Raw genomic sequence first — 24,564 nt, 5'->3', positions numbered from 1 at the left:
TGTCGCGCCGATGAGCCGCCCTTCCCAGCCCACCGACGGACACCATCACGCCGACTTCATCGCCGCGCGCCTGGCCGACGGCCTGGCCCTGCCCGCGCGCGTGCCCGTTTATGGCCTGACCGGCCTGCAGGGCACCGGCAAGTCCACCCTGGCCGCCGACATCGCCGCGATGGCGCGCCGGCGCGGCCTGCCGGTGGTCGTACTGTCGATCGACGACTTCTACCTGGGCCGGCGCGAGCGCCAGCGCCTGGCCCGCCAGGTCCACCCGCTGCTGGCCACGCGGGGCCCGCCGGGCAGCCACGACCTGGCCCTGCTGGTGGAAACCCTGGACGGCCTGCGCGGTGGCCAGCGGGTGCCGCTGCCACGATTCGACAAGATCGCCGACCGCCGCCTGCCGCCCTCGCGCTGGCCGCGGGCGCCGGCGGGCGCAAGGCTGGTGGTGTTCGAAGGCTGGTTCCACAAGGTGCCGGCCGAAGACGAGGCGGCGCTGGCCGAACCGATCAATGCGCTGGAGCGCGACGAAGACCCCGACGGCAGCTGGCGGCGCTACTGCAACCGGGCGCTGGCCGCTTACGGTCCGGCCTGGGAACGCATCGACCACCTGGCCTGGCTGCGCGGACCTGGATTCGAGGTGGTGCCGGAATGGCGCTGGCAGCAGGAATGCACGCTGCAGGCCGCCAACCCGGGACGCCGCGCGATGACGCGGGCCCAGGTCGAACGGTTCGTACTGTTTTTCGAACGGGTCAGCCGTCAGGCGCTACGCACGCTGCCGGCCATCGCGGACGAGCTGTTCACGCTCGACGCCGCCCGTCGCCCGGTCAGCTGACGACGAAACTCACGCGCATGTTCACGCGCCACTCGGTGATGCTGCCATCGTCGCTGGTGATGACCTTGACCTCGTTCACCCAGGCACCCTTGATGCCCTTGACGGTGCTGGCGACCTTCTTGAGGCCCAGCTGCACGGCATCCTCGACGCTCTTGGCGGAAGACGACGAGACTTCGATAACTTTGGTTACGGTACCCATGGTGCTTCTCCTCTTACTATGAGTGAAACGCCCTCATCAGGCCCGGCCGACTATACCCCCGGCCCGAGTAACGGCCGGTAACCCGCCCTGTAGTCCGGAAATGCCGGCTGCCAGCCAGTCGCGCGCAAGGCCGCATTGCGGATCCGGCGGCCCTGGGTGGGGCCGTCCGTGGGCGCGGCGACCGGCAATTGCCCGGCCGTTTCACGCAGCCAGGCCAGCACCTCGGTATCGAGCGCGGGCCGGTCGTCGCTACCCAGGTACAGCGGCGAGGGCTCTTCCAGGGCCAGCAGGTGCGCCAGCGCGTCGGCGGCGTCCTGGACGTGGATGCGGTTGCCCCAGCGACGGCTGCCGGGATCGCCGGTCAGCGCGCGCCGTATCAGGGACGTGCGGCCGGGGCCATAGAGCCCCGACAGTCGCAGCGTGCTGGCACCGGTGCGGCCTTCGAGCAGGCGCTCGGCCTGGCGCAATACGCGGCCGTTGAAGGCCACCGGCATTGCCGGGGTGTTTTCGTCCACCCACTCGCCGCGGTGTTCGCCGTAGACGGCGGTGGAAGAGACCAGCAGCACCCGCGGCGCCTCGCAGGTGGCCATCAGGCGGGCCAGGCCGTCCACGTACAGCGCCCGGTAGGCGGTTTCGTCGCGCTGGTCGGGCGCGGCGCAGAAGACCAGCGCCGCGGCCTGTCGCGGCAGGGCCTGCAGGCCCTCGCCGGTCACCAGGTCCACCGCCAGCGAACGCACGCCATTGGGCGCCGCCGACGGCGGGCGGCGACGCAGCGCCAGGACGTCGGTGCCTTGCCCGGCAAGCCGCGCGGCCAGGCGGCCGCCGACATCGCCGGCACCCGCCACCACCACCGGACCGGATTGTCCGCCAACGCCCATCGCCGCTCCCTGCAAGCCGGGCGACACGCGGTCGCCGATGCGCCGGATGCTAGCATCGCGCCCCATGAACCCTGCGCCAAACCTCGTGCTCGTCGGCCCCATGGGCGCGGGCAAGACGTCGATCGGAAAGAAGCTGGCCGAGCGGCTCGGCCTGGTCTTCGTCGACTGCGACCACGCGCTCGAAGCACGCACGGGCGCCACCGTGCCGGTGATCTTCGAACTCGAAGGTGAGCCGGGCTTCCGCGCGCGCGAGGCAGCGCTCATTGCCGACGTGATGCAGGGCGATCGCCAGGTCGTCGCCACCGGCGGTGGCGCCGTGCTCGACCCTGGCAACCGCCGCGCGCTGTGCGAACGCGGCTTCGTGGTTTACCTGCAGGTGAGCGTGGACCAGCAGCTGGAGCGCCTGGCGCGCGACCGCAGCCGGCCGCTTCTCGCCGTGCCTGATCGGCGCGAACGGCTCGAGGCCCTGGCCGCGCAGCGCGGGCCGCTGTACGCCGGCATGGCCGACCTGCCCTTCAACGCCGACGGCCTGGCGGTCGCCACCGCCGCAGAACGTCTGTACACCGAGCTGAGCCGCCATTGGCGCCGCCCGGAGGCCGCATGAAGAACCATCATGAACTCGAAGTCGCGCTGGGCGAACGGCGTTATCCCATCCGCATAGGCCGCGGCCTGCTCGATCAGCCCGGGGCCCTGGCGGCCCTGGTGACCGGCCGGCACGCGCTGGTGCTGACCGACAGCAACGTCGCCCCGCATTACCTGGCGCCGGTGCAGGCAGCCCTGCGCGAAAAGCAGGTGCACACCTGCGTGCTGCCGCCGGGGGAACAGGAAAAAACCCTGGCCCGTTTCGCCGAAGTGATGGCCGCGCTGGCCGGCATGGGCGCCAGCCGCGACACCACGGTACTGGCCCTGGGCGGCGGCGTGGTCGGTGACCTGGCCGGGTTCGCCGCCGCCTGCTGGATGCGCGGGGTGCGGTTCGTGCAGTTGCCGACCACGCTGCTGGCGATGGTCGACAGCGCCGTCGGCGGCAAGACCGCCGTGGACCTGCCGCAGGGCAAGAACCTGGTCGGTGCATTCCACCAGCCCTCGGCCGTGCTGGCCGATGTCGCCACGCTCGATACCCTGCCCGAGCGCGAACTGCGCGCCGGCCTGGCCGAAGTCGTGAAATACGGCGCCCTGGGCGATGCCGCGTTCTTCGCATGGCTCGAAGACCAGGCCGACGCCCTGCTGGCGCGCGACCCGGTGGCGCTGGCCGAAGCCATCGCCCGCTGCTGCGCGCACAAGGCGGCAATCGTCGCCCGCGACGAAACCGAACAGGGCGAGCGCATGTTGCTCAACCTGGGCCATACCTTCGGCCACGCCATCGAAACCCAGCAAGGCTACGGCGGCCTGCTGCACGGCGAGGCCGTGGCCGTGGGCATGGTGCTGGCGGCGCGGCTGTCGGCCGAACTGGGCCGGGCGCCCTGGCCCGACGCCGCGCGCCTTGCAGCCCTGCTCGAACGCCTGGGCCTGCCGGTGGCGGTCCCGGCGGGCCTGTCCCCGGACGAGCTGCTGGCCCGCATGCGCCTGGACAAGAAGGCGGTGTCGGGCGCGCTGCGGCTGGTGCTGTGGCGGGGCATCGGCCAGGCCGAGGTGGTGGAAGGCGTCGCCGACGAAGCCATCCTGGCCGTACTCGACGCCTGACCCGCGGGGCGTGGGAGCGGCTACAATTGCCGTCTTATGCGCCTGTTGCTACAGCAAAAACCCAATGCCGGTGAAGCGCCCAAGTTCGTGCAGCTGACCCTGCAGCAGGACTTGCTGGGCGGCTGGACCCTGCTGCGCGAGACCGGCCAGATCGGCGGCAAGACGCAGCTTCGCCGCGAACAGTTCCTGGAGCGCGACGCCGCCGTGTCGGCCTTCGAGAAGGCCCGCGACATGCAGGTGCGCAAGGGTTTCCAGGTGATGTTCGCCCAGGGCGCGCATGCGCCCCGGTAACTGATTGGGCGCCTGCGCCCCGCTGATGGATGAGCCAGTGAGCCTAAAAAACGACCGTTTCCTGCGCGCGCTTCGGTGCGAACCCGTTGACTGCACGCCGGTATGGCTGATGCGCCAGGCCGGACGCTACCTGCCCGAGTATCGCGCCACCCGCCAGAAGGCCGGAAGTTTCATGGGCCTTGCCACCAACCCCGAGCTGGCCTGCGAAGTCACGCTGCAACCGCTGCGGCGTTATGCGCTGGACGCGGCGATCCTGTTCTCGGACATCCTCACCGTGCCCGACGCCATGGGCCTGGGCCTGTATTTCGTCGAAGGCGAGGGGCCGAAGTTCAAGGACCCGGTGCGCAGCGAAGCCGACATCGCCCGCCTGGCCGTGCCCGACATGGGCAGCGAGCTGCGCTACGTGATGGACGCGGTCGCCCTGATCCGCCGCGAGCTGGACGGTTCCGTTCCACTGATCGGGTTTTCCGGCAGCCCCTGGACCCTGGCCTGTTACATGGTCGAAGGCGGCGGCAGCAAGGACTTCGCGCGCATCAAGTCGCTGGCGCTCAACAACCCGGCGGCGCTGCACCGGCTGCTTGAAGTCACCACCGAGGCGGTAATCGCCTACCTGGCGGCCCAGCACGCGGCCGGCGCGCAGGCCCTGCAGGTTTTCGACACCTGGGGCGGCGTGATGGCGCCGCACCTGTACCGTGAATTTTCGCTGCGTTACCTGCAGCGCATCGCCGCCGAACTTCCGCGCGGCGAAGGCAAGGCGCGCGCACCCCTCATCCTGTTCGGCAAGGGCAACGCGCCTTATCTCGAGGAACTGGCCGCCAGCGGCACCGAAGGCCTTGGCGTGGACTGGACCGTGGGCCTGGGCGAGGCCCGCCGCAGGATCGGCAACAAGGTGGCGCTGCAGGGCAACCTGGACCCGGCCACGCTCTATGCGTCCCCCGAGGTGATCCGCGCCGAGGCCGGGCGGGCGCTGGACGACTACGCGGCTGCCAACGGCGGTTCGCGCGAAGGCCATGTATTCAACCTGGGCCACGGCATGTCGCCGGACATGGACCCCGAACACGTGCGCGTGCTGGTCGACGCCGTGCACCAGCACAGCCGCCGCGCTTAAGCCGGCGGCGCCGGCACCGCCGCCAGCGCCTCGGCCAGCATCGCGCCGGTTACCGGCTTGCGCAGGAAACCGTCCATGCCGGCGGCCAGCGCCTGGCGCTCCGCCTCGCCGTCGGCACGTGCGGTAAGCGCCATGAGCGGCAGCGTTTCGCCGCGCGAGCGCAGCAGCCGCGCCAGCTCGAAGCCGTCAAGGCCGGGCAAATCAAGGTCCAGCATCGCCAGGTCGAAGCATCCCGCGGCCAGCGCGGACATCGCTGCCAGGCCGTGGGCGGCGTGCTCCACCGCGTGGCCCTGCTGGCGAAGCAGGTCCTGCACCACCGCCGCCACCACCGGATCGTCCTCGACCAGCAGCACCCGCCGACCGGGCACCACCAGCACCGGCGGCGCGTCGACCGGTGGCCGCGCCGCCGACGAAGCGGGCAGCGGCAGTTCGACCCGGAAACTGGCGCCGCGGCCCGGTTCACTGCGCACCGATATCGCGCCCCCCATCGCCGCGGCGAGCTCCTGGCTGATCGCCAGCCCCAGGCCGCTGCCGCCGTAGCGACTGCCGCTGGCCCCATCGCTGCCCTGTTCGAACCGGCGGAACAGCCTGGCCTGTTGGTCCGCCGCCAGGCCTGGACCGGTATCGCACACGTGGATCACCACGCCGACCGGATCGCGTCGGCTGCAGTGGATGGCCAGTTCGCCGCGCTCGCAGAACTTGATCGCGTTGCTGGCGAGGTTGAGCAGGATCTGGCGCACGCGGGTGGCGTCCCCGCGAAGACCAGCCGGCACGTCGCCGTCGCAGCGCAGGTGGAAGGCAAGGCCCTTGGCCTCCGCCAACGGCCGCAGCAGCGCGGCCAGCTCGTCCAGCAGCGGGCGCAGGGCGAAGGGCGCGTCCTCGAGCACGAGCTTGCCGGCCTCGATGCGCGCCAGGTCCAGGGTGTCGTTGACCAATCGCAGCAGGTGCCGGCCCGCGCCCTGGATGGCGTCCACGCGCGCCCGTTGCTGTTCGTCGAGGGCGCTGCCCTGCAGCAGCTCGGCCATGCCAAGCACGCCGGTCATCGGGGTGCGGATTTCGTGCCCCAGCGCGGCCAGGAAGCGGGTCTTGGCCTCGGAATGCTGTTCAGCCAGATGCTGGCGGGCGCGCGCGAGCCGCCAGGCCTCCCGACGGCGCACGCGGGCGCGATGGACCAGGGCCATCGCCGACAGCGCCGCCATCAGCGCCAGGCCCAAGCCGGCCAGCGCGCCGCGCGTGGCCCACCAGGGGGGATCGACCAGCACGGTGAGGCTGCGTGCTTCGGACCATTGGCCACGTGCCGCCGCGCCGCTGACATGCAGCAGGTAACGCCCAGGCGCCAGGCTCGGAAATACGCGGACGCCGTCGGCTCCCAGTTCGACCCAGTCCGGGTCGTGGCCTTCAAGCCGGAACCGGAAGCGCTGCGTCGAAGCATCGCCGGACACCGCCAGGCGCACGCCCAGGCGCAGCTCGCGATCCTCCGGGTGCAGGCGAACCACTGCGCCCGTCGTCGGCAACCCGCGTCGTGGCCTGCCCCGCAGCTGTGCCGTTCCGATGGCCGGTGCCGGCGGCGCGGCGCCAGGCAACCCGCCAGTCGCAGGATCCAGGCCCTGCAAGGCCGCCGCGCCAGGGCCGGGAACGCCCAGTCCCACCAGCAGGGCCGCTGCGATGGCCACGCAATGTTGCAGTGGTGAAGACGGCCGCATCGCCCCTCCGGGAGTGGATGCGGCCTAGACTAACCACCTGCCCGAGCCACAGAGGTCCGAAAACGGATGAATCGAGTTCGGAAATTGCTGTTCTGTCTGGTCCTGCTTAGCGGCAGCGCTCCCGCTGTCGCCGCGGTCGAGCCCTGGCGCCTGGATCCGGTGCACACCCGCGTGCTTTTCCGCGTCGAGCACGCAGGCTTTTCGCAGGCCCTGGGCATCTTCCCCGACGTGCAGGGCGAACTGTCCTTCGACCCCGACGACTGGTCGGGCTTCCGCCTGGACGTGCAGATCCCGCTGGGAAAGCTGGAGATCGGCGACAGCGGCTGGCGCGACAAGCTGCTCTCGTCGACCTGGCTGGATGCGCAGGACCAGCCGGTCGCGCGTTTTGTTTCCACCCGGGTCGAAGCCAGCGGCGAAGACCAGCTGAAAGTCACCGGCGAACTCACGCTCAGGAACGTTTCCCACGAGGTCATCCTGGACGTGCGCCTGAACAAGCTGGCACGCAATCCGCTCACGTTCCGCCGGACCGCCGGTTTCAGCGCCACGGCGGTGCTGGACCGTCGCGATTTCGGCATGGCTGAATGGCCCAACGTGGTCGGCCAGCGCGTGCAGCTGGAAATCCAGGCCGAAGCGGTACGCTACACCCCGTCACCGGACCAGGAGAAAGAAGATGCCGACCCGCAACACGACTGAACGCTGGGGCTGGGTAAGCATCTCCATCCACTGGCTGACCCTGCTGATGGTGCTTTCGCTGGTCGTGGTGGGCCTGATCATGCAGGAACTGGCGAACTCGCCGACCAAGATCGAGGTCTATGCGCTGCACAAGAGCTTCGGGCTGACCGTGCTGGCCCTGACCGTGCTGCGCCTGCTCTGGCGCCTGGTCGCCGGTGCGCCGGCGCCGGTGGCGGGCATGGCCCGCTGGCAGCAGCTCGCGGCGCAGGCCTCGCACGCCGCGCTGTACGTCATCCTGCTGGCGATGCCGCTCAGCGGCTGGCTGTACAACTCGGCCTCGGGCTTTCCGCTCAAGTGGTTCGGTCTGTTCAGCCTGCCCAAGCTCAGCGGCTACGACCCCGACGTGAAGGCGTTCGCCCTGGGCATGCACGAGTGGCTCTTCATCGCCCTGGCGATCATCGTCACCGTGCACGCGGCGGCCGCGCTCAAGCACCACTACTTCGACCGCGATGCCACCCTGTCGCGCATGTTGCCCGGCCTGGCGCCGCCCGATGGCGCCTCGCCCGAACGCAAGGACACCTGATGAAACGCCTGCTCCTGCTACTCGCCGCACTGGCCGGCACCCCCGCCGTCGCCGCCGACTTCAGCGCCAGCCAGGATTCGACGCTGGGCTTCAAGGCCGTCTACATGGGAGACACCTTCGAGGGCCGCTTCGCCCGCTTTGACCCGGCCATCCGCTTCGACCCGACCGACCTGGCCGGCAGCCGCTTCGACGTGCGCATCGCCCTGGCCAGCGCCAGCACCGACAACCTCGAGCGCGACGAGATGCTGGTGGGCCCGGACTTCTTCAATGCCGGCGAGCAGCCCGAGGCGCGTTACCAGGCCAGCCGTTTCACGGCGCTGGGCGGCAACCGCTTCCGCGCCGAAGGCACGCTCACGCTCAATGGCGAAAGCCGGCCGGTGCCGCTGGACTTCACCTGGACGCCGGGAACGCCCGCCGTGCTCGAAGGCCGGGCCACGCTCAAGCGCCTGGATTTTGGTGTCGGCGAAGGCGATTGGGCCGACACCGAGCTGTTGCCCAACGACGTCGAGGTGCTCACCCGCCTCGAGCTGCAGCCAAAGGCCTAGGCCAGGAAGGTCCGCAGGCGGGCCGCGTCGAAGGGCCAGTCGAGCTCCGCGCCCGTGTCCTCGCGCCGCAGCACCGGGATCCGTTCGCCGTAGCGCGCCTGCAGGCCCAGGTCGTCGTCTATCCACAGTGGGTCGAAATCAGGCACGCCGGCGGCGGCCATCACCTCCCAGGCCTGGTCGCACAGGTGGCAGTCGTCGCGTTGGATGAGGGTGAGGGACGGGGGCATCAGTTCGGGGCCGTACAGTCGCCTGGCGGGCAAGGCGCATAGAATACGACCCACAAGCGCCCCTACAGGAACGGAACCCGGCCCGACATGGCAGTCAGCGTCTTCGACCTCTTCAAGATCGGCATCGGCCCCTCGTCCTCGCACACGGTCGGGCCCATGCGTGCGGCCGCGCGCTTCACCAGCCACTGGCTGGACGACAAGGGCGTGCTCGAACGCACCGCGCGCGTGCGCGCCGAAGTCTTCGGCTCGCTGGCGCTGACCGGCCGCGGCCACGGCACCGACAAGGCCGTGCTGATGGGCCTGGAAGGCCACTGGCCGAACCAGATCGACCCCGACGTGATCCCGGCCGCGCTTGAACGCATCCGCAAGCAGAAGAAGATCAACCTGCTGGGCAAACACGAAATCCGCTTCGACGAGAAGCAGGACCTGGTGCTCAACAAACGCCAGAAGCTGCCCTTCCACACCAACGGCATGCGGTTCACCGCCTACGACGCCGACGGCGCCGAACTCGCCACCCGCGACTACTACTCGGTCGGCGGTGGTTTCGTGGTCAACCCCGAAGAAGCCGCCGAAGACCGGATCGTCGCCGACACCACCGAACTGCCCTACCCCTTCCACTCCGGCGACGAACTGCTGCGCCGCTGCGAAGAAAGTGGCCTGGGCATCGCCGCGCTGATGCTGGCCAACGAAACCGCCTGGCGGCCCGAGGCCGAAGTGCTGCAGGGCCTGCGCGAGCTTTGGCAGGCCATGCAGGACTGCACGGCTCGCGGCATCCGCGAGAAGGGCACCCTGCCCGGCGGCCTGCACGTGGCACGGCGTGCGCCCAGCCTGCACGCCGAGCTGTCGTCCAAGCCCGAAGCCGGCATGCGCGACCCGCTGACCGTGCTCGACTGGGTGAACCTCTACGCCCTGGCCGTGAACGAGGAAAATGCCGCCGGGGGCCGGGTGGTCACCGCGCCCACCAACGGCGCGGCCGGCATCATCCCGGCCGTCCTGCACTATTACGACCGCTTCTGCCCCGGTTCGAGCGAGAAGGGCATCTTCGATTTCCTGCTCACCGCCGCCGCGATCGGCATCCTCTACAAGGAAAACGCCTCGATTTCGGGCGCCGAGGTCGGCTGCCAGGGCGAAGTCGGCGTGGCCTGCTCGATGGCCGCCGGCGGTCTGGTGGCGGCCCTGGGCGGCAGCCCGGGCCAGGTCGAGAACGCCGCCGAGATCGGCATGGAACACAACCTGGGACTGACCTGTGATCCGATCGGCGGCCTGGTGCAGATCCCCTGCATCGAACGAAATGCCATGGGCGCCGTGAAGGCCATCAACGCCTCGCGCATGGCCCTGCGTGGCGACGGCAAGCACAAGGTGTCGCTGGACAAGGTCATCAAGACCATGCGCGATACCGGCCGCGATATGCAGGACAAGTACAAGGAAACGTCGCGCGGCGGCCTGGCCGTCAACGTCATCGAATGCTGACAGCCTGGGAAGGGACAACGGTCCTGCAAGTGGATCAAGCGTCACGAAAGTAGCAATCAAGGCTTGCCCTGCCCGTGCCCGGGGCGTAATAGTCAGTCCATGCCCGCCCCGGACCCCGCCGTGCCCCCGATGCGCCGCGTCCCGCAGCTGACCGCCCTGCCCACACTGCTGCTGATGCTGCTGCTGGCGGGCAATGTCCTGGCCCTGGACCCCGACAAGTCCTTCCACCACTACGTCCGCAACAACTGGAGCATCGAGGAAGGGCTGCCGCAGATCAGCGCCCTGGCGATCACCCAGGACCGCACCGGCTACCTGTGGGTAGGCACCCAGGCCGGCCTGGCACGGTTCGACGGCATCCGTTTCAAGGCGTTCAACCCCGAGACCACCCCGGGCCTGCGCGGTATCTGGATCCATGACCTGCACGTCGGCAACGGCGATCAACTCTGGATCGCCACCTACCGGGGCATGAGCCTCTACGAAGACGGCCAGTTCCGGACGATCCCCGTGGCCGGCGACGAACCTGGCCGCGCAATCGACACCACCGACATCGAGGCCATGCCCTCGGGCGAGCTGATGGTTGCTGCACCGGATGGCGTCTACAGGGCCACCGGCGAGGAGCTCACCCTGCTGCACCCCTTGCCCCGCCCGGCCACCGCCCTGCTGGCGCGTGGCGAGGACCTGTGGGTCGGCAGCCGTGGCCGGGTCTACCGGATCTCCGCCGGGGACACCCAGTTGCTGCCCTTGCCCGACGGCGACGACGACACCGTGGTGACCCAGCTGCTCGACGCCCACGGGCGCCTGTGGGCGGCAACCAGCAACGGCCTGTTCTTCCGCGAACGCGACCAGTGGGTCCGCTTCGAAGGCGACCAGCGCCTGGCCCACACCCCCATCGAATCGATATACGAGGACCGCGACGGCAACCTCTGGGTCGGCATGGTCGACGACCTGGCGCGGCTGCGCGCAGGCCGCGTCACCGAAATGATCCGCAACGACCCCATGGGCTCGGCCGTGCGCGCGATGTTCGAGGACCGCGAGGGCAGCCTCTGGCTGGGTTCGCAGTGGGAAGGCATCACCCGGGTCTGGAACGGTTGGACCCGCCGCTACAGCAACTTCGAAGGCCTGCAGGACCAGATCGTGTGGTCCGTGGCGCGTGGCGAGGAAGGCCAGCTGTGGGTCGGCACCAACAGTGGCCTGAGCGTCATGCAGGACGGCGGCTTCAGGGAAGTCATCGCCGGCGCCGACCTGCCCCACCCCAACGCCTATACCCTGTTGCCCGAGCGCGACGCCATCTGGATAGGTACCCGTCGCGGCGTTGCCGTGCTGCGCAACGGCAAGGACCTGGAACTTCCGGCCGTGCTGGCCCCGATGCGCAGCGCCCAGGTCAACGGCATCCTGCGCGACCAGCGCGGCGCCCTCTGGTTCGCCAGCACCGCGGGCCTGTTCCGACTGACCCGCGACGGCCTGGTCGGTTTTGCGGCGGCCCAGGGGCTGCGCGACCCGCGCACCCGGGTGCTGCACGAAACCCGCGACGGCCGGCTGCTGGTGGGCACCCAGTCGGGCCTTTACGAATTCCAGGACGAACAGCTAGTACCGCTTGGCCTGGACACGGGTCTGCGCAGCGACCTGGACGTGACGGCCATCCACGAGCTGCCCGACGGGCGCCTGCTCATCGGTGCGCTGTCCGAGGAGATATTCATGCTTCAGGATGGCCGCTGGCACGCGTTCGACGCCAGCCTGGGCATGCCGGTGAACTCGCCGTTCTTCATTACCGATGGTGAGGACGGTTACCTGTGGGTGGCCGGCATCCGCGGCGTGCACCGCGTATTGCTGCAGGACATGACCGACGTCGCAGCTGGCCGGCGCGAGGACGTGCGCGGCGAAATGCTGCTCAACGAACGCGGCGACCGCCGGGGTGGCCAGAAGGGCTTTTGCTGCAACGGCGCGGGCAACGCCAAGGGCTTCATCGAACGCGGCGAGCTCTGGCTGCCCACCCGCGACGGCGTGGTGGCCATGGCCACACGCGGCATCGTCAAGAATTCGACGGCACCACGCACGGTGATCGAGCGTATCCAGGTCGGTGGCCAGTGGCGCCCCGCCGACGCCGGTGCCGACTGGCAGCTGGCGCCGAACCAGCGCGACCTGGCCTTCGAGTTCACCGTGCTCAGCCTGCAGGATCCAAAGAGCGTCGAACTGCGCTATCGCCTGGTTGGCTACGACGCCGACTGGCGCACGCTCGAGGACCCGACCCGGCGCAACGTCAACTACACCAACCTTCCGCCCGGCGCCTACGTGTTCGAAGCCGAAGGCTCCAACAACGCCGACGCCTGGAGCCCGGCGCCGGCCCAGGTCGGTTTCCGCATCCAGCCCCGGTTCCATGAAACGCCGTTGTTCTACTGGCTGCTGGCCGGCCTGGCCGCCAGCATCGTCTACGCCGGTTACCGGCGCCAGTTGGGCAAGCACCGGCGCCAGCGCCAGGCCCTGGAGCTGCTGGTAAGCCAGCGCACCGAGGCGCTGGAAGTAGCCAACCACCGGCTCGAGGAAGCCAGCCAGACCGATCCGCTGACGGGCTTGCGCAACCGACGTTACCTGGCCAACCAGATTCCCGCCGACATCGCCTACTACGACCGTGAGACGGTGCGCCGCGGATCGGCCGACGAAGTCATGGTGTTCGCCCTGATCGACATCGACCACTTCAAGGACGTCAACGACAACCACGGCCACCAGGCAGGTGACCGGGTGCTGCAGCAGGTGGCGCAGGTGCTGGGCCAGATGGTGCGCACCGGCGACTACATCGCGCGCTGGGGCGGCGAGGAATTCCTGATCGTCTTCCGGCCCATGCCTAACCGGCACCTGCCGATGCTGGGCGACCGCATCTGCGCTTCGGTGTCGGAACACCGCTTTGACATCGGCGGCTCCGAGCCCCTGCGCATCACCTGTTCGGTGGGCTTCATCGAATGCCCGCTGTTCCGCGACGCCCGCGGCGGTCTTGGCTGGGAGCAGATGATCGAGATGGCCGACCGGGCCCTGTACTACGTGAAGGCGAACGGCCGGAACGGCTGGGCGGCCTTCCGCGCCCGGACGGACACCGACCTGGGGCAGCTGCAGGAGGCCCTGCGCGGCGACCCCGACGTCCTGCTCGATGCCGGCCGGCTGGACCTGCTGGCCTCGGACAAACTCAAGCTGCCCCCCGGTGGGGCGCGCCACTAGTCCCGCGCGGGCAGCCGGCCTATGCTCCCGGACATGCCCGCGTCGCTGCGTCGGATTACCGTCGTGCTGGTCCTGTTGGCGCTTTACGTCGCCGGCGGCGCCTATTCCAGCCTGTTGCGCGGCGGGCCCGACGAAGTAGCCCTGTTCTGGCCAGCGGCGGGCATCGGCCTGGCCGGCGTGCTGCGCTACGGCCTGCGGGTCGCCTGGTTCGTGCCGTTGGGCACGCTGCTGGTGCACCTGCTGTTCGAACCGGTGCCGCGCACCTTCATCGTCTGGTCGATGGCCTCGAACCTGCTGGGCGTAATGGCCGGCGCCTGGCTGATGCGCCGGCAGCCCATGGATGACCTGCTGACCGTGCGTTTCGGCCTGCACGCCCTTGGCGGCTCGCTGGTGATGGCGACGGTCAGCGCGCTGATCGGCACCGCCGGCATGTTCCACGCCGGCATGATCCTCACGGAACAATTGCCGGCCTCGGCCGGGCGCTGGCTGCTGGGCGACCTGCTGGGCGCCACCAGCATCGCGCCGGCGGTGATGCTGCTGCTGCCGGGCCAGGCCGGCCAGCGCCGGCGGTTTCCCGACAGCGAGTACGCCTCGGAGGCCGAACGCCTGGGCTGGAACATCGCGCTGATGGCCAGCTACCTGCTGATGGCCTGGGGCGGAAGTTACGGCGGCCATTACGCGCTTGGCCTGGTGGCGTTGCCGCTGGGCGTGATGGTCTGGAGCGCGGTTCGCCTCCCACCCCGTTTCACGGCCATCGCCAGCGCGCTGACCATGCTGCTCATCGCCGGGCTGGCAGGCTTTGGCACCGCCGGTTACCCGCGCGCCACCGACCCGCTCGACAGTCTCTACCTGCTGGTGTTCCTGGTCGAAGTGGCGGCGCTGCCGCTGATGCTGGCTTTCGCCATGCACCAGCAGCGGGTCGCGGCCGGCGTGCTCAAGTACCGCGCCAACGTCGACCCGCTGACCGGCCTGGAGAACCGCAACGCCTTCGAAGAAGGCATGCGGCCGGTGCTGGCCGAAACGTCCACGGTGCCGATGGCGCTGGCCTACCTCGACCTGGACCACCTCAAGCTGATCAACGACACCGCCAGCCATGCCGCCGGCGACCAGCTGATCCGCGGCGTCGCCGGCGTCATTTCGGCGCACATGCGGCCGGACGACCACCTCGCCCGCACAGGCGGCGACGAATTCGCGCTGCTGCTGCGCAACTGCACGCCGATGGTCGCCGAAGACCGCATGCGCGCCCTGCTGCGTGCCATCGAAGGCTATCGCTGCGGTTGGAACGGCCAGATGCTGGGCACCACCGCCAGCGTCGGCATCGTTACCTTCCTGCCCGGCCAGGCCGACTACGCGCAGCTGCTGTCCCAGGCCGACGCCGCCTGCTTCACCGCCAAGGAACAGGGCGGCAACCGCGTCTGCCTGGCCAGCCTGGACGCAGGCGAACTGCTCGACCGCACCGCGGCCATGCGCTGGGTGGTTCGCATCCGCGAGGCACTGGAGAAGAACACCCTGGCCCTTTACTGCCAGTCCATCGTGCCGCTGCAGCCGGGCGCCGGGACGGGCCGGCATTTCGAAGTGCTGCTGCGGCTGCACGACCCGCGGACCGGCGAACGCCTGGAACCGGCACAGTTCATGCCCGCGGCCGAACGTTTCCGGCTCGGCACGCGCATCGACCGCGAGGTGATAAGCCAGACCCTGGCCTGGCTTGAGAACCACCCCGAGTCGGCGGCGACGATCCAGACGTGCTGCATCAACCTGTCGGGCGAGGCAGTGATCGACGAAGGCTTCATCGGCTTCGTCGCCGAACGCCTGCGACGCAGCAGCTTCCCGCCCAGCAAGCTGTGTTTCGAGCTGACCGAAACCAGCGCCGTGCGCGACCTGGCCCGGGCGCAGCGTTTCATCAACCAGCTGCGCGAAGTGGGCTGCCGGTTCGCCCTGGACGATTTCGGCACCGGGTTCTGCTCGTTCAACTACCTGCGCGCGCTGGACGTGGACTACTTCAAGATCGACGGCAGCTTCGTACGCGACATGCACCATTCACCGATGGCCGAGGCGGTGGTGCGATCGATCAACGAAATCGCCCACGTTCTCGACAAGAAGTCGATTGCCGAACACACCGAAACCGAAGCCCAGCGCCAGGCACTGAAGGCCCTTGGCGTGGATTTCGGGCAGGGTTTCGCCTTCGACGCACCGACGCCTATCGACGAATATTTCGGATTGGCGGACACTGGCAAACAATGAAACCCGCCCTGGCCCTGCTCGCGCTGATTTCCCTGCCCGTCGGCGCGGCCGAACTGGCGCAGCTGTCCGTGCACCGCCAGGGCGGTGAGCAGGTGGCCGTTGCCACCAATCGCAGCAGTGGACCGATCGAGGTCGAGCTGCTGGCCGACCAGTGGCGGGGCATGGACAGCGAGCCGGGCCTGCCGCAGCGACGGGTGCTGGCGCCTGGCGAGCAGGCCACGATGGTCCGCTTGTGGCCCGTGGCCGAAGGCGCGCGGCACGAGCTGCGGCTGCTTGCCGTGCCCGGCCCGCCGCACGCCCGGGCGCGCGACGTGGTTTATTCCCTGCCGGTGGAAGAGTCGGGCTTTGAGCTCGGCCAGGGTTTCCACGGCGGCTGGAGCCACGGTGACGAAGCCAATCGCTACGCCGTCGACCTGATCGTGGACGAAGGCACCCCGGTGCTGGCTGCCCGGGGCGGCACGGTGGTGGCGACGATGTCGGGGCACGCCGAAGGTGGCGCCGACCGGTCCCTGGCCGACCAGGCCAATTTTGTCCGCGTGCTGCACGAGGACGGCTCGATGGCGCTTTATGCCCACCTGCAGGAGGGCGGCGTCAGCGTGCGCGCCGGCGACCGCGTGCACCTTGGCCAGGTGCTCGGCTATGCCGGCAGCACCGGCTTCTCAAGCGGCCCGCACCTGCACTTCGCGGTGCAGGTGAATGGCGGCATGCGCCTGGTGTCGGTGCCCTTCCGGATGATCGGCCCCAACGGCTACCTGCCCCTGAAACGCTGATAGACCGGGGCTGAGCCGGCTTTCCGGCGACGTCACCGGCAGGCTTCCATGGGCACGCAGGGGAGATGCGGCCCTGACCCCGGTTCAGGGAATCTGGCATCCTGTGCGCTCTCTTGCCACGTGCTTCCCCGCATGAACCCTGAAAACGTCGCTGCCCCGTCTCGCTTCAGCGTGATCCGACTGGCCCTGGCCATCCTGTTCGTGGTGCTGTCCAGCGCCTACGTCTGGTGGCAGTTCGGGCACATCAGCCTGACCCTGGTGGTGGCGGCGGCGTTCGGCGCCTACATGGCGATGAACATCGGCGCCAACGACGTCGCCAACAACGTTGGCCCCGCGGTCGGCGCCCGGGCGATGAAACTGACGACGGCGATCGCGATCGCCGCGGTTTTCGAAGCGGCCGGCGCGATCATCGCCGGCGGTGAAGTCGTCGGAACGATCAAGGGCGGGATCATCGACCCGGCGAACATCGCCGACGCGGGGGCCTTCGTCTGGCTGATGATGTCGGCGCTGCTGGCGGCGGCCCTGTGGCTCAACCTGGCCACCGCCATCGGCGCGCCGGTCTCGACCACCCATTCCATCGTCGGTGGCGTCCTGGGTGGCGGCATCGCCGCCGCCGGCTGGGGTGTCGCCAACTGGGGCACCATGGGCAGCATTGCCGCCAGCTGGGTGGTTTCGCCGGTCATGGGCGGCCTGATCGCCGCCGGCCTGCTGTACCTGATCAAACGCCGCATCACCTACCGCTCGGACCTGGTCGCCGCCTCCGGGCAGACCGTGCCCGTGCTGCTGGCGCTGATGGCCTGGTCCTTCGTTACCTACCTGTGCGTCAAGGGCCTGGGCGCCCTGGTGAAGGTCGACATCCTTCCGGCCCTTGGCATCGGCGCCGTCGCGGGCGTGCTGGCCTACGTGCTGGTGAAGGCGGCCATCTCCAGGCGTGCGGCGTCCATGCAGAACGACCGCGACTCGGTCAACCGCCTGTTCACCCTGCCACTGATGGCGGCGGCGGCCCTGCTCAGCTTCGCCCACGGCTCCAACGACGTGGCCAATGCCATCGGCCCCCTGGCGGCCATCCATGACGCGCTGATCAGCGCCGGCGTGCACGGCAAGGTCGCGGTGCCGCTGTGGGTGATGCTGCTGGGCGCCATCGGCCTGTCGGTCGGCCTGGCCCTGTACGGGCCGCGGCTGATCAAGACGGTCGGCAACGAGATCACCGACATCGACCCGATGCGCGCCTACTGCATCGCCATGGCGGCCACCCTGACGGTCATCGTGGCTTCCCAGCTGGGCCTGCCGATTTCCACCACCCACGTCACCATCGGTGCGGTGTTCGGCGTCGGTTTCCTGCGCGAATACCTCAAGGCCAACTACCAGCGCATCATCGCCGAGATCGAGGCCCACCACGCCGCGCACGAAACCGAGCGGCACGAGGTGGAGGCCTTCTTCAGCCGATTCGAAGCCGCCTCGCGCGCCGAGAAGTCGCAGATGATCAAGGAGCTCAAGCGCCAGGGCAAGGCCGGCCTGACCCCGATTTCCAAGCAGGAACGCAAGAGCCTGCGCCGCTACCACAAAGAGGCACTGGTCAAGCGCTCGATCATGCTCAAGGTCGTGGCCGCATGGATCGTCACGGTGCCGGCTTCGGCGCTGATGGCCGCGGGCATCTTCTTCATGATCCGCGGCGTCGCCCTGGGCTGAGCCCGCCTCGATGACGGGTAGTGGGCCTGGCTGTTTTTTCGCGCCCGCCGAGCCCGTCGTCCACCTTCATGCGAGGGCGCGCAGGATGTCGTCGAGCAGCGCGGCGGCGGTGACGCCGGCGCCAGCCCCGGGCCCCTGGATCACCAGGGGCCGTTCGGCGTAGCGGCAGCTCCAGATCGCGACGCGGTTGTCGCAGGCGCCGCCCTGGGCCAGGGCGTCGTCCCGCGACAGTGCCTCAAGGCCGATGCGGGCGCCGTCGCCATCGAGCCTCGCAACGTAACGAAGCACCCTGCCCCCGGCCGCGGCCGCCCGGGCACGCGCAGCCAACACGGCGTCGAGTGACGCCAGCGCGGCATCCCGGTCCGGTGGGTCATCTGCCTGCTGCAGGGCAGGCGTCAGCAGCGACTCCACCTGCACCTCGGCGCTTTCCAGGCCGCGACCCGCCGAGCGCGCCAGGATCAGCAGCTTGCGCCGCACGTCCTCGCCGGACAGGTCGACGCGCGGATCGGGTTCGGCGTAGCCACGGGCGACCGCTTCGCGGACACGCTGCGAGAAGGGCGCATGACCGTCGTAACCGTCGAACAGCCAGGCCAGGGTGCCCGACAGCACGCCGGCCAGCGCCGTGACCTGGTCGCCACCGTCGATCAACTCGCGCACGCTGCGAAGCAGCGGCAAGCCCGCGCCGACGGTCGCGGCGTCGCCGTACACGGCGCCCTGCCCCAGCTGCCGGCGGATGCGCTGCTGGCGAAACAAGGGACCGCCCAGGCCCAGCTTGTTGGCAGTAACGACGTGCAGGCCACGGCGCAGCCAGCGTGCATGCCAGTCGGCCAGGGCATCGCTGGCGCTGGCATCCACCACGACGTCGCCGGGGCGGAACCAGTCGGGCAGTTCACCACCGCCGTCGTGGGCCTCGCCCCCGGCCAGCTCCCGCGCAACACACGCGGCATCGAGTCCACCGGGCGCCACGCGGCGCCGGCGCGACGTCGCCACCAGGCATAGCGCCAGCGGCAGCGACGGTGCGGCCGCCAGGCGCTGCAGCAGGGCGCCGCCCACCGTGCCAGCGCCCAGCAGGGCCAGCCGGCGCGGGGCCAGCGGCAAGTGATCGCGACGGGCGCTCATGCCAGGCCTCCCGCGGCGGCGGGCGCGCGAACCGGGCAGGCGGCATCCAGCGCCTGCACCAGGTCGGCTTCCAGGTCGTCCAGGGCCTCGATGCCGACCGACAGCCGCAGCAGGCCGTCGCCGATACCGGCGGCGCGGCGGGCATCGACCGACATCGCCGCGTGGGTCATCGTCGCGGGGTGCGCTACCAGGCTTTCGACGCCGCCGAGTGATTCGGCGAGCGTGACGTGGCGCAAGGGCGCCAGGAACGCCTGCACCGCCGGCACGCCGCCGTGCAGTTCGAACGCCAGCATGGCGCCGAAGCCACGCTGCTGGCGCGCGGCCAGGCGATGGCCCGGATGCGAGGCCAGGCCGGGGTAATGCACGGCGCCGATGGCCGGGTGCCGGGCGAAACGTTCGGCCAGGGCCGCGGCGTTTTCCTGGTGAACGCGCAGGCGCGCGTCGAGCGTGCGCAAGCCGCGCAGGGTAAGGAAGCTGTCGAAGGGCGACCCGGCAAGCCCCAGCGCATTCGCCCACCAGGCAAGGGTTTCGACCAGGGCCGGATCGCGCGCAACCACGGCACCGCCGACGACGTCGCTGTGGCCGTTGATGTACTTGGTCGTCGAGTGCAGGACCAGGTCGGCGCCGAAATCGATGGGGCGCTGCAGGGCCGGCGAGAGGAAGGTGTTGTCCACCAGCAACAGGGCGCCATTGGCATGTGCCGCCAGCGCCGCGGCGCGCAGGTCGGTGATGCGCAGCAGCGGGTTCGACGGCGTTTCCACCCAGACCAGCCGTGCCGGCCGCGACAGGGCGGCGGCCAGCGCGACCGGGTCGCCCAGGTCCACCAGTTCCAGCTCGAAGCGCCCCTTGCGCGCCAGCGCGTCGAACAGGCGCCAGCTGCCTCCATAACAATCGCGCGTCACCACCAGCCGGTCGCCCGGCTGCAGCAGGGCTTCGGCCACCAGGGCCACCGCCGCCATGCCGGTGGCGGTGACCACGGCGCCGGCGCCGCCTTCGAGTTCGGCCAGTGCCCCGGCCAGCAGGTCGCGGGTGGGATTGCCGCTGCGGGTGTAGTCGTAGCGACGTTTGCGGTCGAATCCTTCGAAGCTGAAATTGCTCGACAGCACCAGCGGCGGCGTGACGGCGCCAAAGGCGGTGTCGGCGTCGATGCCGGCGCGCACGGCGGCGGTGGCGGGGCAACAGGTGCTCATGCCGCCACCTCCAGGCTTTCGCGCAGGACCCGGGCAACAGCGGCGTCCTCCTTGAGGAAGGCGTCGTGGCCATAGGGCGAACGCAGCACGCGCAGGCGGGCGGGTCCGCCCAGGGATTCAACCAGGGCCTGCAGGTCCGACAGCGGCACCAGCCGGTCTTCGGCAATGGCCACGACGGTTGTGGGCACGGTGATGCCGCCGGGGTCGAGCTGCTGCAGGTCTATCGATTCGGACAGGCGCAGGAAGGCGGTGCTGCACCAGCGCGCCGCATACCGCTGGCCGCAGTGGGCCAGGTAGTCCTCGGCGGCCACGCGGGCGCGCTCGCCGTCAAGGACGGCGGGCGCATCGAAGCGGGCGGCGAATTCTTCCGGCGTGCGGTAGCTCAGCATGGCCCACTGCCGCGCCAGCGAGAGCGCCCGCGACACCTGCCCTTCTTCCCGGCCCAGGGCCACGACCTGCCGCTGCAGTGCACGCCAGGCGCTGGCGTAAGGGTGCGGGCGATGGGCACCGGAGATCGCCACCAGGCGATCGAGCCGGTTCCCGTGGCGGGCCGCGAACTGCAGCCCGACCATGGCGCCGTAGCTGGCGCCCACGTATGCGCCAAGCCTCGGCACGTCCAGGCGATCTAGTACCGCGGCCAGCGCATCGGCCTGGTCGGCGGGATCGATGGGCTGGTCGAGGCAGCCGTCGGCACCGATCCAGTCAATGGCCAGGACGCGGTGGCGGTTGGTGTCGATCGCGCGCGCCGGACCGACCTGGGCCGGCCACCAGCCTTCGCCGCGGCTATCGTTCGCGACCTTGCGGCCCGCGGAGATTCCTCCCGCCACCACGATCCAGGGCGCGTCCGCCGGACCCCGCCATTCGCCGCGCAGGCGCAGCCGGCGTCGTCCGGCATGTCGCATCGGCAGGTCAACTTCCAGCAGGAATCGCCGCGCGGACGGTGACGGTGACGGTGACGATGGCGGGGCGGCCGCGACCAGGGGCGCAGCGTCGGCGTGGGTTTCGGGGCAACTCAGGGACATGACGGGCTCCTTGGGGCAAACCCAGGGAGTCCGGCGGTGAAAGAAGTCGGGCAGCCCCCGGCGCGGGGGAAACACGACCCATCTTTCGGCGAGCGCCGGACCATCCGGACGCCCCCGCAGGAATTGGCACCTTCATGCGCGATTGCTCGTGCATGGGTTGCCCCGGCGTCATTGGGCCTACCCCTCAGCCGGTCTCGATGGGATTGCGAGGCCGACTTTGCCCGCCCCGCGCCAGCTTGTCAATCGCTTCATGCCGATGAAGCGATAGCTATGCTGGGGGCGGCGGTCGACCGGCTCCCCTCCCCCGGGGCCGGGCGCGGCCATGGCCGCGAGCCGAACCCGCTCCGTCCCCTATACTCCTGCCCCATGCGTACCGTCCTTGCCCTGGTCCTCTCCCTGCTGCTGGCCGCTTGCGCCAGCGTGCCGGCCCCGCCGCAGCCGGATCCGTCGTCGCGGCCCATGCCCGACGTCTTCGGCGCCGACTCGGCACCAGTGCCCGAGGCCTTCCTCAGCACGGAAATGCCCGAGCATGAAATCGACTCGGTCGCCAGCTGGACCACGCCCGAAGGCCACACCTGGCTGATAGCCACCGGCAAGAAGAGCCACCAACTGGTCGTGTTCGACGGCGACGACGGCGATTACCGGCTGGCGTTCGGAGAACGCGGCGACGGTCCCAGGCAATTCAACCGCCCCAATGGCATCTCGGTTTTCGGAGACCTGGTGTTCGTGGTCGAACGCGACAACCACCGGGTGCAGGTATTGCGCCTGCCCGACTTCGAACCGGTGGCGATGATCGGCCAGGACGTGCTGCGCAGTCCCTACGGCCTGTGGTTGAACGAAACGGCGCCGGGCGAGCTGCAGTTGTTGGTCACCGACAGCTTCATGGCCGATTACCGCACCGAAACCCTGCCGCCGATGCACGAACTGGACGAGCGCGTGAAGCGCTTCCGCCTGCGGATTCCGCCGATGGGCGGACTGGAAAGCGAGTACCTGGGCCACTTCGGCGACACCACCGAGGCCGGCGCCCTGCGCATGGTCGAATCGATCGCCGGCGACCCGATGCACGATCGCCTGCTCATCGCCGAAGAAGACCTGCGCGTGGGCACCACGCTGCGCGTCTACGACCTGGCCGGCAACTACGCCGGCACCAACCTGCCGCGCGAACGCTTCCGGGCGCAGGCCGAGGGCGTGGCCCTGTGGGCTTGCCCGGACGGCAGCGGCTACTGGATCACCACCGACCAGGCGCGCGACCTGACCGTCTTCCACGTCTTCGACCGCCGCGAACTGGGCTACCTGGGCAGTATCACCGGAGAGAAAACCGCCATGACCGACGGCATCTGGCTGCACGCCTCGGCGACCCGCCGGTTCCCCTACGGCGCGCTTTTCGCGGCCCATGACGACGCCGGCGTGGCCGCTTTCGACTGGCAGGACATCGCCCGGGTGCTCTCAATCCGCCGAAGCTGCGAGTAGCTATAATGGCCGGCTTATGGCCGACCATCTGACCGAAACCCGCCGCCGCCGAACGTTCGCGATCATTTCGCATCCCGACGCCGGCAAGACCACGCTGACCGAAAAGCTGCTGCTGTTCGGTGGCGCCATCCAGATGGCCGGCTCGGTGAAGGGCCGCAAGGCCGCCCGCCATGCCACGTCGGACTGGATGGCGCTGGAGAAGGAACGCGGCATCTCGGTCACCAGCTCGGTGATGCAGTTCCCCTACGAGGGCCGCATCGTCAACCTGCTCGACACCCCGGGCCACGCCGACTTCGGCGAGGACACCTACCGGGTGCTCACCGCCGTCGACAGCGCGCTGATGGTGATCGACGTCGCCAAGGGCGTCGAGGACCGCACGATCAAACTGATGGAGGTCTGCCGGCTGCGCGATACGGCGATCATGACCTTCATCAACAAGCTCGACCGCGAGGGCAAGGAACCGATCGAACTACTCGACGAAGTCGAAAGCGTGCTCGGCATCGAATGCGCCCCCATCACCTGGCCGATCGGCATGGGCCAGCGCCTCAAGGGCGTGGTTCACCTGATCAGCGGCGAAGTGCACCTGTACGAACAGGGCCGCAACTTCACCCGCCAGGACAGCACCATCTTCGCCTCCATCGACGCGCCCGGCCTGGCCGAACGCATCGGCGAGAAGATGCTGGCCGATCTGCGCGACGAACTGGACCTGGTGCAGGGCGCCTCGCACGCCTTCGACAAGCAGGCCTACCTGGCCGGCAAGCAGACGCCGGTATTCTTCGGCTCGGCCGTGAACAACTTCGGCGTGCAGCCGCTGCTCGACTTCTTCGTCGAGCACGCCCCGTCACCGCTTCCGCGCCCCACCACCACGCGCGTGGTCAAGCCCGAGGAAGAACCCTTCACCGGCTTCGTGTTCAAGATCCAGGCCAACATGGACCCGCAGCACCGCGACCGCGTGGCCTTCCTGCGCGTGTGTTCGGGCCACTACGAAAGCGGCATGAAGGCCTTCCACGTGCGCAGCGGCAAGGACCACAAACTGGCCAACGCACTGACGTTCATGGCCAGCGACCGAGAGATCGCCGAAACCGCCTACCCGGGCGACGTGATCGGACTGCACAACCACGGAACCATCTCCATCGGCGACACCTTCAGCACCGGCGAATCGATGGGTTTCACCGGCATCCCCAACTTCGCCCCCGAACTGTTCCGGCGCGCGCGCCTGCGCGACCCGCTCAAGCTCAAGCAGCTGCAAAAGGGCCTGGCCCAGCTTTCCGAGGAAGGCGCCACGCAGTTCTTCCGGCCGCTGATGTCCAACGACTTGATCCTGGGCGCCGTGGGCATGCTGCAGTTTGACGTGGTGGCCTACCGGCTGAAGGACGAATACAGCGTCGATGCCAGCTTCGAGCCGGTGTCGGTCGCCACCGCCCGCTGGGTCAAGGGCGGCACGCCGAAGAAGATGGAAGAGTTCCGCGAGAAGAACGCCAGCCACCTGGCCGTGGACGCCGCCGGCCAGCTGGTTTACCTGGCACCCTCCCGTGTGAACCTGCAGCTGACCCAGGAACGCTGGCCCGACTTCGAGTTCGCCGCCACCCGCGAGCACGCACAGGCCCTGGCCGTCGATTGAGGCGGCCCCACAAAAATGGAGCGTCAGCTCCAGATCGCAGGCGCATGCTCGAA

At 69.6% G+C, this 24,564-nt stretch carries 22 protein-coding genes and 1 riboswitch; of the genes, 15 read left to right on the top strand and 7 right to left on the bottom strand.

Annotated features, from left to right (window positions below; all coding sequences use genetic code 11):
* The first annotated feature begins 10 nt into the window (after positions 1 to 10).
* Entirely contained in the window at positions 11 to 826 is an 816-nt protein-coding gene (locus ACYVJH_RS13310; protein WP_460455132.1) for a kinase, read from the top strand.
* Here ACYVJH_RS13310 and ACYVJH_RS13305 read toward each other — a convergent pair.
* Together ACYVJH_RS13305 and ACYVJH_RS13300 are read right to left on the bottom strand one after the other, a co-directional pair.
* Positions 819 to 1,025 (bottom strand): dodecin family protein, encoded by a 207-nt coding sequence (locus ACYVJH_RS13305; RefSeq protein WP_460455131.1) that lies wholly within the window; start codon positions 1,023 to 1,025, stop codon positions 819 to 821. The genes ACYVJH_RS13310 and ACYVJH_RS13305 overlap by 8 nt on opposite strands.
* Positions 1,026 to 1,075: 50 nt before the next feature.
* Positions 1,076 to 1,969, bottom strand: a complete 894-nt coding sequence (locus ACYVJH_RS13300) for an NAD-dependent epimerase/dehydratase family protein (protein ID WP_460455130.1) — start codon at positions 1,967 to 1,969, stop codon at positions 1,076 to 1,078.
* Between ACYVJH_RS13300 and ACYVJH_RS13295 the strand changes: the two genes are divergently transcribed.
* From ACYVJH_RS13295 to hemE, 4 genes are read left to right on the top strand one after another with little or no spacing between them, the layout of a single operon-like run.
* The gene (locus ACYVJH_RS13295; RefSeq protein ID WP_460455129.1) at positions 1,968 to 2,507 is read left to right on the top strand and encodes a shikimate kinase; all 540 of its coding nucleotides are present in this window, start codon (positions 1,968 to 1,970) and stop codon (positions 2,505 to 2,507) included. The two genes, ACYVJH_RS13300 and ACYVJH_RS13295, sit on opposite strands and share 2 nt — an antisense overlap.
* Positions 2,504 to 3,583, top strand: a complete 1,080-nt coding sequence (gene aroB, locus ACYVJH_RS13290; RefSeq protein ID WP_460455128.1) for a 3-dehydroquinate synthase — start codon at positions 2,504 to 2,506, stop codon at positions 3,581 to 3,583. The genes ACYVJH_RS13295 and aroB overlap by 4 nt, the downstream gene beginning before the upstream one ends.
* 36 nt (positions 3,584 to 3,619) lie before the next feature.
* Positions 3,620 to 3,874 (top strand): WGR domain-containing protein, encoded by a 255-nt coding sequence (locus ACYVJH_RS13285; RefSeq protein ID WP_460455127.1) that lies wholly within the window; start codon positions 3,620 to 3,622, stop codon positions 3,872 to 3,874.
* A gap of 25 nt (positions 3,875 to 3,899) precedes the next feature.
* Complete coding sequence (gene hemE / locus ACYVJH_RS13280) at positions 3,900 to 4,982, top strand: uroporphyrinogen decarboxylase (protein ID WP_460455126.1); 1,083 nt, start codon at positions 3,900 to 3,902, stop codon at positions 4,980 to 4,982.
* On the opposite strand, the gene ACYVJH_RS13275 is transcribed toward hemE, so the two are convergent.
* Positions 4,979 to 6,478: an ATP-binding protein gene (locus ACYVJH_RS13275; protein ID WP_460455125.1), complete on the bottom strand. Its 1,500-nt coding sequence runs from the start codon at positions 6,476 to 6,478 to the stop codon at positions 4,979 to 4,981. The two genes, hemE and ACYVJH_RS13275, sit on opposite strands and share 4 nt — an antisense overlap.
* A 273-nt stretch (positions 6,479 to 6,751) precedes the next feature.
* On the opposite strand from ACYVJH_RS13275, the gene ACYVJH_RS13270 reads away from it, so the two are divergent.
* The 3 genes from ACYVJH_RS13270 to ACYVJH_RS13260 are packed head-to-tail and all read left to right on the top strand — an operon-like array spanning position 6,752 to position 8,485.
* Positions 6,752 to 7,378 carry a YceI family protein gene (locus ACYVJH_RS13270; protein WP_460455124.1) on the top strand — a complete coding sequence of 209 codons (627 nt, stop codon included), beginning with the start codon at positions 6,752 to 6,754 and terminating at the stop codon, positions 7,376 to 7,378.
* Positions 7,356 to 7,940 (top strand): cytochrome b, encoded by a 585-nt coding sequence (locus ACYVJH_RS13265; RefSeq protein ID WP_460455123.1) that lies wholly within the window; start codon positions 7,356 to 7,358, stop codon positions 7,938 to 7,940. Before ACYVJH_RS13270 ends, ACYVJH_RS13265 begins: the two co-directional genes overlap by 23 nt.
* Entirely contained in the window at positions 7,940 to 8,485 is a 546-nt protein-coding gene (locus ACYVJH_RS13260; protein ID WP_460455122.1) for a YceI family protein, read from the top strand. Before ACYVJH_RS13265 ends, ACYVJH_RS13260 begins: the two co-directional genes overlap by 1 nt.
* On the opposite strand, the gene ACYVJH_RS13255 is transcribed toward ACYVJH_RS13260, so the two are convergent.
* On the bottom strand, positions 8,482 to 8,712 hold the full coding sequence (locus ACYVJH_RS13255; protein ID WP_460455121.1) for a glutaredoxin family protein: 231 nt from the start codon (positions 8,710 to 8,712) through the stop codon (positions 8,482 to 8,484). The two genes, ACYVJH_RS13260 and ACYVJH_RS13255, sit on opposite strands and share 4 nt — an antisense overlap.
* An 87-nt stretch (positions 8,713 to 8,799) precedes the next feature.
* Here ACYVJH_RS13255 and ACYVJH_RS13250 point away from each other — a divergent pair, with 87 nt between their 5' ends.
* The 5 genes from ACYVJH_RS13250 (at position 8,800) to ACYVJH_RS13230 (ending at position 18,089) form a co-directional block, all read left to right on the top strand.
* Entirely contained in the window at positions 8,800 to 10,182 is a 1,383-nt protein-coding gene (locus ACYVJH_RS13250) for an L-serine ammonia-lyase (RefSeq protein WP_460455120.1), read from the top strand.
* A 129-nt stretch (positions 10,183 to 10,311) separates the two neighbouring features.
* Entirely contained in the window at positions 10,312 to 13,389 is a 3,078-nt protein-coding gene (locus ACYVJH_RS13245) for a diguanylate cyclase (protein ID WP_460455220.1), read from the top strand.
* A 33-nt stretch (positions 13,390 to 13,422) separates the two neighbouring features.
* On the top strand, positions 13,423 to 15,630 hold the full coding sequence (locus ACYVJH_RS13240; protein ID WP_460455119.1) for a putative bifunctional diguanylate cyclase/phosphodiesterase: 2,208 nt from the start codon (positions 13,423 to 13,425) through the stop codon (positions 15,628 to 15,630).
* Entirely contained in the window at positions 15,627 to 16,400 is a 774-nt protein-coding gene (locus ACYVJH_RS13235; RefSeq protein ID WP_460455118.1) for a M23 family metallopeptidase, read from the top strand. The genes ACYVJH_RS13240 and ACYVJH_RS13235 overlap by 4 nt, the downstream gene beginning before the upstream one ends.
* A 132-nt stretch (positions 16,401 to 16,532) precedes the next feature.
* On the top strand, positions 16,533 to 18,089 hold the full coding sequence (locus ACYVJH_RS13230) for an inorganic phosphate transporter (protein WP_460455117.1): 1,557 nt from the start codon (positions 16,533 to 16,535) through the stop codon (positions 18,087 to 18,089).
* Positions 18,090 to 18,155: 66 nt separating this feature from the next.
* Here the strand turns inward: ACYVJH_RS13230 and ACYVJH_RS13225 are convergent, their stop codons facing one another.
* From ACYVJH_RS13225 to metX, 3 genes are read right to left on the bottom strand one after another with little or no spacing between them, the layout of a single operon-like run.
* Entirely contained in the window at positions 18,156 to 19,208 is a 1,053-nt protein-coding gene (locus ACYVJH_RS13225) for a homoserine dehydrogenase family protein (protein ID WP_460455116.1), read from the bottom strand.
* Complete coding sequence (gene metB, locus ACYVJH_RS13220) at positions 19,205 to 20,398, bottom strand: cystathionine gamma-synthase (protein WP_460455115.1); 1,194 nt, start codon at positions 20,396 to 20,398, stop codon at positions 19,205 to 19,207. The genes ACYVJH_RS13225 and metB overlap by 4 nt, the downstream gene beginning before the upstream one ends.
* The gene (gene metX, locus ACYVJH_RS13215; RefSeq protein WP_460455114.1) at positions 20,395 to 21,420 is read right to left on the bottom strand and encodes a homoserine O-succinyltransferase MetX; all 1,026 of its coding nucleotides are present in this window, start codon (positions 21,418 to 21,420) and stop codon (positions 20,395 to 20,397) included. The genes metB and metX overlap by 4 nt, the downstream gene beginning before the upstream one ends.
* A 75-nt stretch (positions 21,421 to 21,495) precedes the next feature.
* Positions 21,496 to 21,624, bottom strand: a riboswitch (SAM riboswitch).
* 162 nt (positions 21,625 to 21,786) lie between these two features.
* Between metX and ACYVJH_RS13210 the strand changes: the two genes are divergently transcribed.
* Both ACYVJH_RS13210 and ACYVJH_RS13205 read left to right on the top strand, forming a co-directional pair.
* Positions 21,787 to 22,890, top strand: a complete 1,104-nt coding sequence (locus ACYVJH_RS13210) for a phytase (protein WP_460455113.1) — start codon at positions 21,787 to 21,789, stop codon at positions 22,888 to 22,890.
* A gap of 16 nt (positions 22,891 to 22,906) precedes the next feature.
* A complete protein-coding gene (locus tag ACYVJH_RS13205) occupies positions 22,907 to 24,511 on the top strand; it encodes a peptide chain release factor 3 (protein WP_460455112.1) in 1,605 nt (534 codons plus the stop codon).
* Positions 24,512 to 24,564 lie beyond the last annotated feature (53 nt).

The organism is Arenimonas aestuarii (assembly GCF_054781715.1).
The sequence above is the reverse complement of the archived record's forward strand: the minus strand, read 5'-3'. Positions and strand labels throughout refer to the sequence as shown.